This window comes from Kitasatospora sp. NPDC005748, from assembly GCF_040630735.1.
Classification (GTDB): Bacteria; Actinomycetota; Actinomycetes; order Streptomycetales; family Streptomycetaceae; genus Kitasatospora.
Genome location: NZ_JBEXYD010000052.1, coordinates 28,746 through 41,354 on the forward strand (window position 1 = coordinate 28,746; position 12,609 = coordinate 41,354).

The 12,609-nt window shown below is 73.9% G+C and carries 13 protein-coding genes; 3 read left to right on the plus strand and 10 right to left on the minus strand.

Going from position 1 to position 12,609, the window contains the following annotated elements; all coding sequences use genetic code 11:
* Positions 1–121: 121 nt before the first annotated feature.
* Complete coding sequence (locus tag ABZ495_RS28550) at positions 122–1,147, minus strand: hypothetical protein (protein ID WP_359838779.1); 1,026 nt, start codon at positions 1,145–1,147, stop codon at positions 122–124.
* A 653-nt stretch (positions 1,148–1,800) separates the two neighbouring features.
* Between ABZ495_RS28550 and ABZ495_RS28555 the strand changes: the two genes are divergently transcribed.
* Positions 1,801–2,127 (plus strand): hypothetical protein, encoded by a 327-nt coding sequence (locus ABZ495_RS28555; RefSeq protein ID WP_359805309.1) that lies wholly within the window; start codon positions 1,801–1,803, stop codon positions 2,125–2,127.
* Positions 2,128–2,207: 80 nt separating this feature from the next.
* On the opposite strand, the gene ABZ495_RS28560 is transcribed toward ABZ495_RS28555, so the two are convergent.
* The 7 genes from ABZ495_RS28560 to ABZ495_RS28590 form a co-directional block, all read right to left on the minus strand.
* The gene (locus ABZ495_RS28560; RefSeq protein WP_359805307.1) at positions 2,208–2,876 is read right to left on the minus strand and encodes an enoyl-CoA hydratase/isomerase family protein; all 669 of its coding nucleotides are present in this window, start codon (positions 2,874–2,876) and stop codon (positions 2,208–2,210) included.
* Between the two features lie 111 nt (positions 2,877–2,987).
* Positions 2,988–4,586: an AMP-binding protein gene (locus tag ABZ495_RS28565; protein WP_352287629.1), complete on the minus strand. Its 1,599-nt coding sequence runs from the start codon at positions 4,584–4,586 to the stop codon at positions 2,988–2,990.
* 81 nt (positions 4,587–4,667) lie between these two features.
* A complete protein-coding gene (locus tag ABZ495_RS28570) occupies positions 4,668–5,063 on the minus strand; it encodes an acyl-CoA thioesterase (protein WP_329490309.1) in 396 nt (131 codons plus the stop codon).
* A 210-nt stretch (positions 5,064–5,273) separates the two neighbouring features.
* Complete coding sequence (locus ABZ495_RS28575; protein ID WP_329490308.1) at positions 5,274–6,212, minus strand: acyl-ACP desaturase; 939 nt, start codon at positions 6,210–6,212, stop codon at positions 5,274–5,276.
* Positions 6,209–6,508 (minus strand): hypothetical protein, encoded by a 300-nt coding sequence (locus tag ABZ495_RS28580; protein WP_329490307.1) that lies wholly within the window; start codon positions 6,506–6,508, stop codon positions 6,209–6,211. The genes ABZ495_RS28575 and ABZ495_RS28580 overlap by 4 nt, the downstream gene beginning before the upstream one ends.
* Positions 6,509–6,664: 156 nt before the next feature.
* On the minus strand, positions 6,665–8,107 hold the full coding sequence (locus tag ABZ495_RS28585; RefSeq protein ID WP_359805303.1) for an MFS transporter: 1,443 nt from the start codon (positions 8,105–8,107) through the stop codon (positions 6,665–6,667).
* A gap of 490 nt (positions 8,108–8,597) precedes the next feature.
* Positions 8,598–9,281, minus strand: coding sequence for a Tat pathway signal sequence domain protein (locus ABZ495_RS28590; protein WP_359838781.1), 684 nt, complete (start codon positions 9,279–9,281; stop codon positions 8,598–8,600).
* A 332-nt stretch (positions 9,282–9,613) separates the two neighbouring features.
* On the opposite strand from ABZ495_RS28590, the gene ABZ495_RS28595 reads away from it, so the two are divergent.
* Positions 9,614–10,168: a hypothetical protein gene (locus ABZ495_RS28595; RefSeq protein ID WP_359838783.1), complete on the plus strand. Its 555-nt coding sequence runs from the start codon at positions 9,614–9,616 to the stop codon at positions 10,166–10,168.
* 14 nt (positions 10,169–10,182) lie between these two features.
* Here the strand turns inward: ABZ495_RS28595 and ABZ495_RS28600 are convergent, their stop codons facing one another.
* Positions 10,183–10,899 carry a flavodoxin family protein gene (locus ABZ495_RS28600; protein WP_359805298.1) on the minus strand — a complete coding sequence of 239 codons (717 nt, stop codon included), beginning with the start codon at positions 10,897–10,899 and terminating at the stop codon, positions 10,183–10,185.
* Between the two features lie 281 nt (positions 10,900–11,180).
* Here ABZ495_RS28600 and ABZ495_RS28605 point away from each other — a divergent pair, with 281 nt between their 5' ends.
* Positions 11,181–11,705 carry a hypothetical protein gene (locus ABZ495_RS28605; protein WP_359805296.1) on the plus strand — a complete coding sequence of 175 codons (525 nt, stop codon included), beginning with the start codon at positions 11,181–11,183 and terminating at the stop codon, positions 11,703–11,705.
* 35 nt (positions 11,706–11,740) lie between these two features.
* On the opposite strand, the gene ABZ495_RS28610 is transcribed toward ABZ495_RS28605, so the two are convergent.
* The gene (locus ABZ495_RS28610) at positions 11,741–12,469 is read right to left on the minus strand and encodes a DUF5995 family protein (RefSeq protein WP_359838785.1); all 729 of its coding nucleotides are present in this window, start codon (positions 12,467–12,469) and stop codon (positions 11,741–11,743) included.
* Positions 12,470–12,609: the final 140 nt, after the last annotated feature.

Here is a 12,609-nt window from a genome sequence, read left to right on the forward strand (position 1 = left end):
GGAGGGGCGGGGCGCCGGGGCGGGGCGCCGGGGCGCGGCCCGGCCGGGCGACTGGACCGGACCGGCGGGTCGGGCTGTCGGGCCGAACCGGTGGGCCGAACCGGTGGGCCGGGCCGGTGGGCTAGCGGGCGCAGCGGTCCCGGTGGGCGCGGAAGATCTCGGCGGGGTCGCCGGACAGGTAGTTCCACGGGGACTCGGTGACGGCGCCGTCGAGCGCCTCGAACAGGAGGTGCGCCGTCCTCGGCTGGTCGGCCAGCGAGAAGGCCATCGCGAAGGTGTTGAAGGCGGCCTGCCAGCCGCGCGGGCGCGGGTAGTCGGCGTGCAGCACGGACCGCCGCAGCGCCTCCTGGAGCGAGGCCAGGACGGCGGGCCCGGTGAGGTAGGCGTGGTCCTCGCCGTCCGGGAGGTCCAGCCAGTGCTCCAGGTGCGCGAGCGCGACCAGTTCACCCAGCGGACTGCCCTCGGGAGCGGCCAGCATCGCGGCGCGGGCGAAGGCGTGCATCTCCTCGTGCGAGCCGCCCCACTTGGCGCAGAGCTGCTGGAGGCGCTGCTTGTGCGAGCCGAGGTGGCCGGGGTCGCGGCGCAGCGCGGCCTCGAACCGGTACCGGGCGACGTCCGGGCCGAGCGAGGCGCCGCGGCCGCTGATCTGCAGGAAGTACCAGGGGGCGAGCCACCGGGGCTCCCGCTCGGCCACCTCGAACAGCTGCTCCTCGGCGGTGTCCAGCCGCTCGTGGAACAGCCGCCACTGCTCCTCGGTGACGTACTGGGCTCGCGCACCGGTGCGCGCCTCCCAGGCCCAGGAGACGTGCCGGGCGCCGGAGAGCAGCAGCGCCGGCGTGTCCTCGGGCCGGTCGGCGACGGCCCGGGCCGTCCACTCCTCCACCCCGGCGACGTCGGAGAGCGCGACCAGCAGCCAGGTGAGTTCGGCGCCGTCCGCGACGGCGGCCAGCGCCGGGCGCAGCGAAGCCCAGTCCCCCGCGGCCGCCTGGGCCAGCATCAGCCGCAGCTCCTCGTCACCGTGGGCCGGGTCGAGCGCCGGCACCGCCGCCACGCGCGCGGCGGGGCGCCGGGCGAAACCGAACCCCCGACGGCCGTCGGCCCCGCCTCCGGCAGCGCCCTCGCCGGAACGGCGTCGGAAGAACGACATGGTGTGGCCCCCTCGAACAGCATCGGCTTCTTTCGTACGGCTGCGCACTGGCCGCCCCAGACGCAGTACATATCACGGGCGGACGACATCCCGTCCGCCGGGCCGACCTCGAAGCCCAGGTCACGACTGTGGTGGCATACCCCTGCCTGGTATGTGGACGCAGCATCGCGCGCGGGGCGCGGCGGGCCGGCCGGCGCCCGGAGCCCGGGCACCGGCCGACGGGACCGTTCGAAGACCGGCGATCCGGCGCGGTGGCACGGGGCGCGCGGCCGGCGCGCGTCCTGCACGGTCGCCGGGTCGGTGCGGACGCGCTCCTGCTCGACGGTGCGCATCCGCGTCCCGCGCTCCAGGGGCTGCTGCGCCAGGGCCCGGCCAGCCGCCATGACCCGCGGGGGCGTCGGGCGGCCGGGCGCGGCGGCCCGCGCCTCGGCAATGGCGGGTCCGAGGCGAGTTGGACCCGCTCCTGCGGACGAGCGTGGCGGTCCGGTGCGTGAACGGCGAAGGGAGCCGGTCCGACCGGCCGCGCGACCACGGCAACGGAACGCGGGCGCACCGGAATCGTCGCCGTACGACGGTGACATGTTGCTGCCAGTCAGAAGTGTGCCACCGGCGCTTCGGACCAAGGGAACTGTCGATCAGTCACGCTGTCGTAGATGTACGTGATTCGCGTCCGGTTGGAGACGGCGGGTGGCCCCCCGCCCGTCCGACCGGTGGCGGCGGCGACCGTGCGGGACGCACTGGAGCGCGTGCTCCGGGAGCCGGCCCGGCTCGACCACGCCCGGATCCGGACGACGCCGGGAGCCCTGGACGCCGTGGCGTTCGTCTCGGCCCCCGGCCTGCTGGCCGCCGAGGCCGGGCTGCGCGCCGCCTGCGTGGAACTGTCCCACCCACAGGGCCCGTTGGCAGGCTGGCTGCTACGGCACTGCGAGGCCGACTCCTGGCTGGCGCTCGGCCTGCACGAGCAGCCGACGTACCGCTGAGCCCGGGCCCGGGCCCGGGGCACCGGCACCCCGCGCGCACGGGGGCCGGCCGCCCGGCCACCTGTCACGCGCTCACGCGCTCAGGCCACCGTCGGCGTGCGGAGCGAGGCGAGCGTCTCGGAGTACAGCATCTCCTTGATCTGCCCTCGGACCGGCCGGGTCTTGCCGGCCAGCGCGCGGGCCCGCTCGACCGCGGTCCCGAGCAGCGCGTCGAGGTCCGCGACCTCGTCGACGATCCCGGCCGCGAGCGCCTCGCCGCCGCCGTAGCGGCGTCCGGTGGTCATCGCCTCGTGGGCCGTCCCCGGCGCCAGCCGGGCCCGGATCAGATCCGACATGCCGCGCTGGAAGGGCAGGTCGAGATCCACCTCCGGCAGGCAGAAGTACCCCCGGTCGGCCCGCATCACCCGGACGTCGTGGGCCAGCGCCCACATCGCCCCGGCCGCGAAGGTGTGCCCGTTGAGCGCCGCGACGGTGACCACCGGCGAGGCCAGCGTCCGGGCGAGCAGCGCGTGCACCCGGTCCAGGTAGCCGGCGTACTGGTCGCCGTGGTCGAGCAGCCAGGCCAGGTCCAGACCGTTCGACCAGTACTTGCCGCTGCCCACCGTGACCAGCGCGCGCGGCCCCTGCGCGCCCTCCACCTCGTCGAACGCCGCCTCCAGGGCGGCGAGTCGGTCGGGGTGGAAGAGGTTCTCGTCGTCGGGGTCGAGCCGCAGGACGAAGACCTCGCCGTCCTGTTCCAGCTTCGGCATGCGTCGCTCCTTCGCGTAGTGGCGTCCCCGCCCGCGGGTGCGGGCGGGGCTCCGACGGCCGCGCCGGACCGGGTGGCCGCCCGCCGGCGGCGAACCGGTCCGGCCGCCCGGTCAGCTCCCGGGCCCGGCCAGCGTCAGCCCTTCGAGCTGCCCCTGCTCGTACGCGGCCACGATCGCGCGCCGCTGGAGCTTGCCGCTGCTGGTGCGCGGCAGCTGTCCGGGCTTCAGGTAGTGCACGTCCTCCGCCCGCACGGTGACGCCGATCGCCCGCACCAGGTGCTCGACGATCCGCGCCCGGCTGCCCGGCACGTCGTCCCGGGCCTCGCGGTCCACCTCGGTCAGGACCACGATGTCGGTGCCGATCTGCGCCACCGCGGTGCGGCCCTCACGAACGAACGGGAGCTGCTCGACCGCCTGCTCGAAGTCGGCGGCGAACAGGCTGCGCCCGCCCACCTTGATCCGGTCGCTGATCCGGCCGGTGATGAACAGCTCCCCGGCGTCCAGGAAGCCGATGTCCCCGGTGGCGTAGTAGCCGTCCGGCCCCTCGATCGACCCGGGGCGGTCGAAGTAGGCCTCGGCGAGGCTGCCGCCGGCCAGCTCGATCTCGCCCAGCTCGTGCTCGCCGCAGACCCGCCCGTCCTCGCCGCGCAGCCGGACGGCGAACTCCGCCATCGGCCGGCCGACCGAGATCGCCGGGACGCCGGACGGTGAGGTCACCACCCGGATCTCGCCGCCCACCGGTCGGCTGGCCACCAGCAGGACGGCCTCAGCCATGCCGTAGCAGGGCATGAAGACGTCGCGCCGCAGACCGGCGGGCGCCATCAGGTCGAGGAACGCCTCCAGGTTCGGCAGGTTGATCGGCTCGCTGCCGAGGTAGATCGACCGCATCCCGGAGAGGTCGAGTTCGGCGATCTCCTCCGGGTCGAGGTCCTGCATCAGCTTGAGCGAGTAGTCGACGGCGAAGTTCGGGATGACGGTGCCGATGGCCCGCTCCCGGCCCATGTGCTCCCACCAGCCGCGCGCGTCGAACAGGAAGGTCACCGGCTCGGCGAGCAGCAGGTCGCAGCCGACGGTGAAGCAGGACAGCATGCCGCCGACCAGTCCCATGTCGTGGTAGAGCGGCAGCCAGCTGCTGACCCGCTCCCCGGGCTCGCGGCCGTCGGTCCGGGTGATCATGGCCAGGTTGGCCCGGAGCCGGCCGTGGGTCACCGGGACGCCCTTGGGGAAGGAGGTCGACCCGGAGGAGAACTGCACGAACGCCAGTTCGTCGTCCCCGGGCGTCCGCAGCCGGGCACCGGCCCGGCGCAGGCCCGCCGGCGGCAGCGGCAGCGCCTCGACCGGCAGGTCGACGGCGGCCAGCGTGGGGACGCCGAGGATCCGGGCGGCGCCGAAGTCCGCCGCGACCCGGGCCAGGAACTCCTGGTAGCCCTCCCTCGGCGTGTTCAGCACGAAGGGCTTGACGGAGAGCGGCACCGCGCCGATCTCCATCAGCGCCAGGAACGCGAAGATCACCGGAACGGAGGTCTCGAACGGGAAGACCACCCTGGTTCCCGGTCCGATCCCCTGCTCCCGGAAGAAGTCCGCACTGGCGGCGATCCGCTCGGGGAAGTCCCGGTACGGCGTGAACTCCGCCGGATCGCCGTACTTCTCGTACAGGTGGAGCCCCCGCTCGGGCGGGCACTCCTGGTTGCGCTGGATGTGTTCGAGCACCGGACCCCTCCTACTCGTTCAGTTGCCGCTCGTTCATGGTTCGGTCGCCGCGTTCCGGAGCGGCGGTGTCCCGACGGGTCGTCAGGCCGGGGTGGAGGCGGCCAGGAAGTCCTGGAGGGAGACCAGGCAGCGCTGCTCCGCGTCCAGGAAGGCCACCGTCACCAGCGCGTCCACCGCCGGCCGGTCGGCCTCCGGAAGGTGGATCCGCTGCCGGAACCGGGCCCGGAAGGTCAGGCCCTCCTCGTCCCACTCCTCCTCCGAGGGGGAGACGAGCTCGGTCCGCACCTCGACCCGGCCGCGCGGGATCTCCGCCAGGTAGTCGATCTCGGTGCGGGCGACCACCGCGATCAGCCGGTCGCCGTGCACGAGCCCCTGCCGGCCGAGCCAGTCCCACCGCCCGGCCTCCAGGTACTCCAGCGCGACCGCGTTGTTGACGTGCCCCAGCGCGTCGAGGTCGTTGGGGCGCACCGGGAGCATGAGGCGTGATTCGCCGAAGAACACGTCGGACCGTCCGTTTTCGATCGTGCCGAAGGGCCCCGGCCGAGGAGCCGGGAGCCGGTGTACCGGGAGCCGCTGTACCGGGAGCCGCCCGGGCGGAGCGTCCTGCCCGGGCGCCCGGGTGCCCGGCCGCCGGGCCGGCGCCCCGCGCGTTCACCGCGGGGCGCCGGCCGGGGCCGCGGGGCGGCGTCAGCTGTCGAGGAGGTCCATCCAGGTGTCCTCGACCTCCTCCCGGGAGTGCACCTCGATCCCGGTGATCTTCTTCAGAGCGCCGCAGACCAGCTGCTCCTTCTTCTCCATCGCCTCGGGCCGGTAGCCGGTCTCGGCGGTGTCCAGGTGGTCCCACCAGTTGACGTGGGTCCCCCGGTCCTCCTTCTGGTCCCGGGCGCTGCCCAGGAGTTCGCCGTCCTCGCGGAGGAAGAGGTGGGCCACCGCGAAGGCGTCCTTGGCGTGGTACTCGCCGCTGTCCACCAGAGCCTTGGCGAACGACACGAAGTAGTTGCGGTGCTGGATCTCGTCGGCCGCGACCTGCTTGAAGATCCGGCGCAGGCCCTCGTCCTGGATCACGTGCTGGCACTGGCCGTAGTTGACGGCGGCGGTGATCTCGGAGATCGCGAGCAGCACCAGGGTGCGCAGCATGTCGTCGTCCGGGAAGACCTTGCGGAACGCGAGGAAGGTCTCGTCGTCGATCGGCTCCATCCCGCTGACGTCCGCCAGCCGGTTGAAGACCGTCTCGTGGTGGGCCTCCTCCTCGTTCCAGTAGCGGCTCCAGGTGCCGCACGCCTCCATGACCGCCGCGAGCGCCGGGTTGGTCTTCTCCCAGCGGCGCACCTCGGCCTCGGCCTGCCGCTCCAGGCGGTCGGCGCCCGGCTTGGTGGTCAGCTCGGCCCGGCCGGCGTTCCACACCAGGTTGCGGTCGAGCGGGGTGAGGCTGTCCAGGTCGACGGCGGACAGCATCTCGACGACGCTCCACCGGCGCGACTCGTGCAGCCGCTGCTGCTCCCAGGTCACGTCGACGAGGGACATCCCGCGCACCGTCACCGCGTCCCAGAGGTCGGTGATGATGGCCGGCGGCTCGGCGGGGACGACCGCCTTCCGGATCACCGGCTCCGTCTCGATGACGCTCATGCGGCCGCCTCCTTCGCCTTCTGCTTCTCGAACTCCTCCAGGAACACCTTCAGCACCACCGGGGTCGCGGTGTCGAGGGGCAGCGCGGGCAGCCGCACCCGCACGCCGTAGTCCTTGCGGAGACCGTTGGCGGTCCGGGCGAAGGCTTCCATCAGGTCAATGCTGTTGGTCATTTTGGGACTCCGGCCGATCACATCGGCCAGCGTCACGTCGTCGGCGAAAACTTCCTCGTCGGCGAGGCCGGCGTGCTCGCCGAATTTCTGCCGGATGTAGGACTCAACTTCGGGCGTCACCATGGCTCAGAATCATACAAGTTGGCGATTGTGCAGGCCAAGTGATGCGTGTTACACGGAAGTTGATGCATCATCAGATCTGCTTCGCACAAACACCGCTGGACCCCCGGTCGGAACCGGGGGCCGAGTCGCGGTATTGGTCGGGGAATTCGGCCGAAATCACCGGAGGCCCGGTGGATCGGCAGGCGCGTCGACCGCCGGGATCCGGCGGATCGTCACCGCGGCGAGCAGGGCGACGGCGAGCGCGAAACCGATCGCCAGGTACCAGGTGTCACGCGCGGCGCCGAGCGCGTCGGCCGCCGAGGCGGTCACCACGGAGACCGCGAGGGCCGTCCCGAGGACGGCGCCGAGCTGACGGAAGGCCGCGTTGGCCGCACTCGCGGTGGCCAGCCGGGCCGGTTCGACCCCGGCCAGCGCGACCGCGCCCAGCACCGGCCAGACCAGTCCGGCCCCGGTGCCCATCACCACCGCCCCGGGCAGCCAGTGGGTGAGGAAGTCGGGCCCCCGGCCGCCGCCCCAGAGCAGCAGCAGCGTGCCGCAGGCGTAGATCAGGCAGCCGGCGATCACCACCGGGCGGTCCCCGAACCGCTCCGCGAACCGGCTCGCCGGGCGGGCGACCAGCGCGGTGGCGATCGGCGGCGGCGTGGTGGCGAGTCCGGCCGTGATCAGCGACCAGTGCCAGTGTCCGGTCAGGAACAGGATGTTGTTGAGGATGACCATGTAGAAGGTCACCGAGAACAGCATCGAACCGAGGTTGCCGCCGATGGCGCTGCGCGAGCGGAGCAGGTCCAGCGCGATGACCGGCGCGGGGTGGCGGGCGCTGCGCAGCACCGCCGCCACCGCCAGCAGCGCGCCACCGGCCAGCGCTCCGAGGGTGCCGGGGCTCGTCCACTCCCAGTCCGGGCCCTTGACCAGGCCCAGGGCGAGCAGGCCGAGCGCGCCGCCGAGCAGCGCCGCGCCCAGCACGTCCGGGGTCGGACCGCCGCGCTCGCGCTGCTCGGTGAGCGAGCGTGAGGCCCAGACGGCCGCCACCCCGATCGGGATGTTCACCAGGAAGACCGCCCGCCACGACCAGTGCTCGGCCAGCAGCCCGCCGAGACCGGGGCCGATGCCGGCGGCCAGCGCTGCCGCCGCGCCCCAGATGGTGATCGCGATCAGCCGCCGGGCCATCGGGAACATCGGCATCAGCAGCGCGAGCGAGGTCGGCACCAGGATCGCCGCGCCCACCGCCTGCACCAGCCGCGCCGCGATCAGCACCGTCGCCGACCCGGCGAGCCCGCAGACCACCGAGGCCAGGGTGAAGAGCGAGAGGCCGACCGCGAACGACCGCCGGCAGCCGAGCCGGTCGGCGGCCCGGCCGGCCGGCATCAGGAAGGCCGCGATCACCACGTTGTAGCCGTTGAGCACCCAGGAGAGGGTCGGCAGGTCGGAGCCGGAGAAGGTCTTGGCGATGTTGGGGAACGCCACGTTCACGATGGTGCTGTCCAGGAAGGCCACGAAGGCTCCCAGGCAGCAGAGCAGCACCGGCCCGAGCGGCGGCCCGGCGGCCGGGCCGGCCACGACGGCGGGGCCCTTGACGGGTGCGACGGGCGATTCGGCCATGCGGGCGTCCTTCCTGGGCGACGGGATCGGGCGGTCGGTGCGCCGTCGGGGCACCGCGCCGCAGCGGCCCGTCCTCCCGGACCGGTCCGCACACCGCCGTCGAGCCGCCGGCCCCCGCCTGCGTCTCTCCCCCACGGGGGCACGCCTCACCGGCACGCCCCCACCGCACACCCCAGGAGCGTGTACGGGCACGCGGAACTGGCGTTCCCCCCGCATGTGAGCCGAGCGCGCGACGCCACGATCCGTCGCGCACGCCGCATCCGGCAACGGCACAGACCGCACTCGACCCCCCGCACACGCCGGTGGGCCTGATCAGATTGCTCGTTGTTACCCGCCAGTGTCAATCCCCTCCCGACCGGCGGACAGCGGTCGGGGGAACGCCCCTGACCTCCCGTCAGGGCGGCTTCACCCCCGCCCACCGGCCACGACGCCGACCGGCAGGGCAACGGCCCCGCGGGCACGCCCGCGGGGCCGCTCGCTTCGCGCCGGATCAGTTGACGACGACCGCCGGGCTGCCGGCCTGGCTGGTGTCGGTGACCGGGCCGTAGGTGGCCGAGAAGTAGCCGTCGGCCGGGCAGAGCGAGGAGCCGCCGCTCTTGGCGAAGTGCTCGGTGCGGAACGCCATGCTGTGGCCGGCGTTGTCCGCGGCGCCGGTGAACGCACCGCTGAGCTGGTAGCTGCAGGTGAGGGTGCCGAACCAGCTGTTGAGCACGGCGGTGGCCTGGATCGGCCCGGCCGTCCCCGAGGTGAGGGTGATCGGCAGCCCCGGGCCGTCGTCGACGGCGATGACGTGCGGGAAGTTGCCGACGGTCAGGCTCCGGACCGAGGTGACACCGGTGACGTTGCTGGTGCAGGAGCCGAAGGTCAGCCCGGTGAGGGACTCCGTGGCCGTACCGGGGGCCGCCGGGTTGCTCAGCACCTTGGCGGCGAGCTGGGAGGTGGCGCAGGTGACCCCGGTCGTGCTGGTCGCGGTCGAGTAGAAGGTGGCGCGGGTGTTCGCCGCGAGCGGCGCGGCGAGCGTGTCGCCCGCCGCGACGGCGCCGCCGCCGGCGGTCAGCACCGCGGTGGCGGTGACGGAGCCGGGCGCCGCCGACGCGGGGACAGCGCCCAGCGCGAACGCCGCGGTGGCGGCGAGGGCGGCGGCGAGGAGCGGGACAGGACGGTGAAGGCGCATGGGAAAGCCTCTTCCTCGGTGAGGGGAAATCGAGAAGGTGAACTTTCGTGGCTCCCCGCCGGTGGGGGATTCGGGGAGCTGACTACGTTGTAGAGCGGTGTCCGTGCACCGTCAAGGCACTGCACCGAACTTGCTGACTTTTCGTCAGCAAGAGCCGGGGCGCCGATCGGCAGCCGGACCCGCGGCGGTGTGACTTACCCTCCACGCGGGTGACCGGACGCGGGAGGCGGCCGGGAATCCCGCACCGGCGACGCCATAATCCCAGCACAGCACGGCGGTGAGCCGGATTCCGCCGCCGGACGCACAGCTACCCGAAGAAGAGGCGGACCGCCATGACCGACACCTCCTGGCCGAGCGACCCCGATGCCGACACCTCGATCCGGGAGCTGGCCCTTCGCTCCGGAGAGGTGCACAACGAGGTCCTGCGGGTGGTCCCCGAACTCCTCAGGCTCTCCCTGGACCAGCTCGTCGAGCGGGGGGAACGGGACCTCGCGGCGCTGCACGGCAAGGGGCGGCTGTCCGCCGCGGAGCTGGAGCAGCTGATCGACCTGCTGCGCCTGGTCCGCTCGGAGGCCTCGCCGAAGGACAAGTCCGACGGGGTCGACGCCGCGCTCGACCGCATCAGGACCTCGAACGGGCACCCCTACGCGGTGGTGATCGCCTCGATCGCCTCCGCCAGCAGCCGCGAGTTCCTCCGACGCGCCGAGGCGGCCGGCCCGGACGCGGTCGCCTTCAAGGCCTCGACCCTCGCGGTGGTCGCCTCGGACGTCGTCGGCGGGGTGGTCGGCGTCCTCGTCGGCGACGAGCTCTGCGGGGTGCCCTGCGGAGTCCTGGGCGGCGCCGCGGGCGCGCTGGGCGCGTCGCTCGCGGCCCAGGAACTCCTCTAGGTCGCGCCCCGTCCTCAGCGGTGCTCGGGGTTCTCGAAGTCGAAGCGGCAGCCGGCGTCCCACTCGGAGCGCTGGTTGCCGTGGGCGGGGACGCCGCCGGCGTCCTTGAGCATCCGGGCGAGGTGGAGCAGGTTCCAGGTCATGAAGGTGGCGTTGCGGTTGGTGAAGTCGTTCTCCGGACCGCCCGACCCCGGGTCGAGGTAGGACGGCCCAGGCCCCGCCTCCCCCACCCAGCCGGCGTCGGCCTGCGGCGGGATCACGTACCCCAGGTGCTGCAGGCTGTAGAGGACGTTCATCGCGCAGTGCTTCGCGCCGTCCTCGTTCCCGGTGATCAGACAGCCGCCCACCCGGCCGTAGTAGGCGTACTGGCCCTCGGAGTTGAGGATCGACGAGCAGGCGTAGAGCCGCTCGATCACCTGCTTCGTCACCGAGGAGTTGTCACCCAGCCAGACCGGGCCGGCCAGGACGAGGATGTCGGCGGCCATCACCTGGCTGTAGAGCACCGGCCAGTCGTCGGTCTCCCAGCCGTGCTCGGTCATGTCAGGCCAGACGCCGGTGGCGATGTCGTGGTCGACCGCCCGGATCACGTCGACCTGGACGCCCTGGCGCTGCATGATGCCGGTGCTGAGGTCGATCAGGCCCTGGGTGTGGCTGCGCTCGGGTGAGCGCTTGAGGGTGCAGTTGAGGACCAGCGCGCTCAGGTCGTCGTAGCCGCGGGGCGAGGTGGACATCGGCGGGCCCTTTCCGGAGGAGGCGTTCGCCCACCAGTCCAGCCGCACGGCCGGGCCGCCGCCCGTCGGACTGGGCCGACCGCGCGGACGCCGGACGGACGCCGGGCCGGGAACGGTCCGGTCCGGGAACGGGCCGGGGCCGCTCAGCGGGGCGCCGCGGGCAGCCGGCCGTCGGCGATCGCCCGGGTGAAGGCGGCGTGGTCGTCCCGGCGCCCGTGCCGCCGCCGCCGTACGGCGTAGCCGCCGGGCCGGTCCGCCCGCCCCCTCGTAGGGTGCGAAGGATGAGCAGCCCAGTCAGCCGGCCCGAGGGCGGGCACCGCAGCGACCGTCCGGCGGCCGAGCGCACGGACTACGCGGGAGCGGTCTACGGCTCCATGCTCGCCGCCTCGGTGGTGGCGACCGCGAGTGCCGTCGGCGACTACCCGCGCTTCCAGCTCGGCGTCCTGCTGATCGTCACCGGCCTGGTGTTCTGGGGCGCCCACGTGTACGCCCGGCTGGCCGGTGAGCGCCAGGTCGGACAGCGGCTCACCTGGCGGCAGGCCCGCCGGATCGCCCGCCACGAGCGGCCCATCGTGGAGGCGGCGGTGGCTCCCGCGGTGGCGGTGCTGATCAGCCCGCTGCTCGGGCTGGGCCTCGCCGGGACGGCCTGGCTGGCGCTGGGCGTCGCCGTCGCCCAGCAGGTCGGGTGGGCGTTCGTGGGAGCCGTCCGGGCCGGTGCGAGCCGGCGGCAGGCGGCGCTGGAGGGGTTCGTCAACCTCGTCCTGGGCCTGGTCATCGTGGCCGCCAAAGCCGCCCTCGGGCACTGAGCGCGGCTCGTCCCGGCGCGGGAGCGGCGGCGGTGTCAGGCCTCGTCGGTGGGCGGGCCGGCCGGCGGCAGGACCGGGGTGACCAGCAGCCGGGCGGCCAGTATCGCGCCACCGGTGACGGCGGCCAGTGTGGCGTCGTGGAAGGGGCGCAGGTTGCGCTCGTGCCAGAGCGTCTGGGTGGTGGCCCAGGCGGCGTCCAGCGCGCGGGCGACGGAGAAGCTGGCGACGAGGTGCTGCAGGGAATCGGCGGCCTGGGCGTCCGGCGTGCCGAGCCGCGCCTCGAAGGAGGCCCGGGCCTCGGCCTCGGCCTGCCCCAGCAGTGCGGCGGCCCGGAGGTGGTCGGCGTGCACGGGCGGCGTGTCCGGCGTGGTGCGGCGCTCGATGCAGGTCTCCACCAGACCCAGCGGGAGGTCGTGGCTGAGGTGCGCGCTCATCCCCGCGAAGGCGAACTGGATCGGCCGGACCGACCGGTCTCCCCGGGCCTCGAACAGCGGCTGCCAGGCCTCGTTGACCGGGCGACCCGCCTCGGCGTCCTCGACCGCGTCGAGGTAGGCACCGGCGACGACCACCTCCAGGCCCTCGGTGAACGCCCCGTCCTGGAAGGAGCCCGCGGCCAGGTGGCCGCCGATCAGTTCGGCGACCCTCAGGTACATCCGGTTGAAGCAGGCCACACCGTCCCGCGGGTCCAGCCGGGCCTCCACCGCCCGCATCCGCCCGACGACCTCGTCGAGGCTCCGCGCGGGCCTGGCGTGCGCGTATGTCATGGCCGTCCTCCCGGAGAAGCGGTCGGTGCGGGGCCGGACCCGGCTGCCACCTGTACCCAGACTGCCACCTCCGCGCGGCGGCCACCGCCGCCGGGCCCGCGCACCCCGCGCTCGGACCCCGCGCTCGCACCGCCGCCGGT

Coding starts and splice junctions, on each gene's coding strand:
- ABZ495_RS28550 (WP_359838779.1), bottom strand. CDS start 1,147: ATGTCGTTCTTCCGACGCCGTTCCGGCGAGGGCGCTGCCGGAGGCGGG.
- ABZ495_RS28590 (WP_359838781.1), bottom strand. CDS start 9,281: ATGCGCCTTCACCGTCCTGTCCCGCTCCTCGCCGCCGCCCTCGCCGCC.
- ABZ495_RS28585 (WP_359805303.1), bottom strand. CDS start 8,107: ATGGCCGAATCGCCCGTCGCACCCGTCAAGGGCCCCGCCGTCGTGGCC.
- ABZ495_RS28595 (WP_359838783.1), top strand. CDS start 9,614: ATGACCGACACCTCCTGGCCGAGCGACCCCGATGCCGACACCTCGATC.
- ABZ495_RS28560 (WP_359805307.1), bottom strand. CDS start 2,876: ATGCCGAAGCTGGAACAGGACGGCGAGGTCTTCGTCCTGCGGCTCGAC.
- ABZ495_RS28570 (WP_329490309.1), bottom strand. CDS start 5,063: ATGCTCCCGGTGCGCCCCAACGACCTCGACGCGCTGGGGCACGTCAAC.
- ABZ495_RS28575 (WP_329490308.1), bottom strand. CDS start 6,212: ATGAGCGTCATCGAGACGGAGCCGGTGATCCGGAAGGCGGTCGTCCCC.
- ABZ495_RS28600 (WP_359805298.1), bottom strand. CDS start 10,899: ATGTCCACCTCGCCCCGCGGCTACGACGACCTGAGCGCGCTGGTCCTC.
- ABZ495_RS28580 (WP_329490307.1), bottom strand. CDS start 6,508: ATGGTGACGCCCGAAGTTGAGTCCTACATCCGGCAGAAATTCGGCGAG.
- ABZ495_RS28610 (WP_359838785.1), bottom strand. CDS start 12,469: ATGACATACGCGCACGCCAGGCCCGCGCGGAGCCTCGACGAGGTCGTC.
- ABZ495_RS28605 (WP_359805296.1), top strand. CDS start 11,181: ATGAGCAGCCCAGTCAGCCGGCCCGAGGGCGGGCACCGCAGCGACCGT.
- ABZ495_RS28555 (WP_359805309.1), top strand. CDS start 1,801: ATGTACGTGATTCGCGTCCGGTTGGAGACGGCGGGTGGCCCCCCGCCC.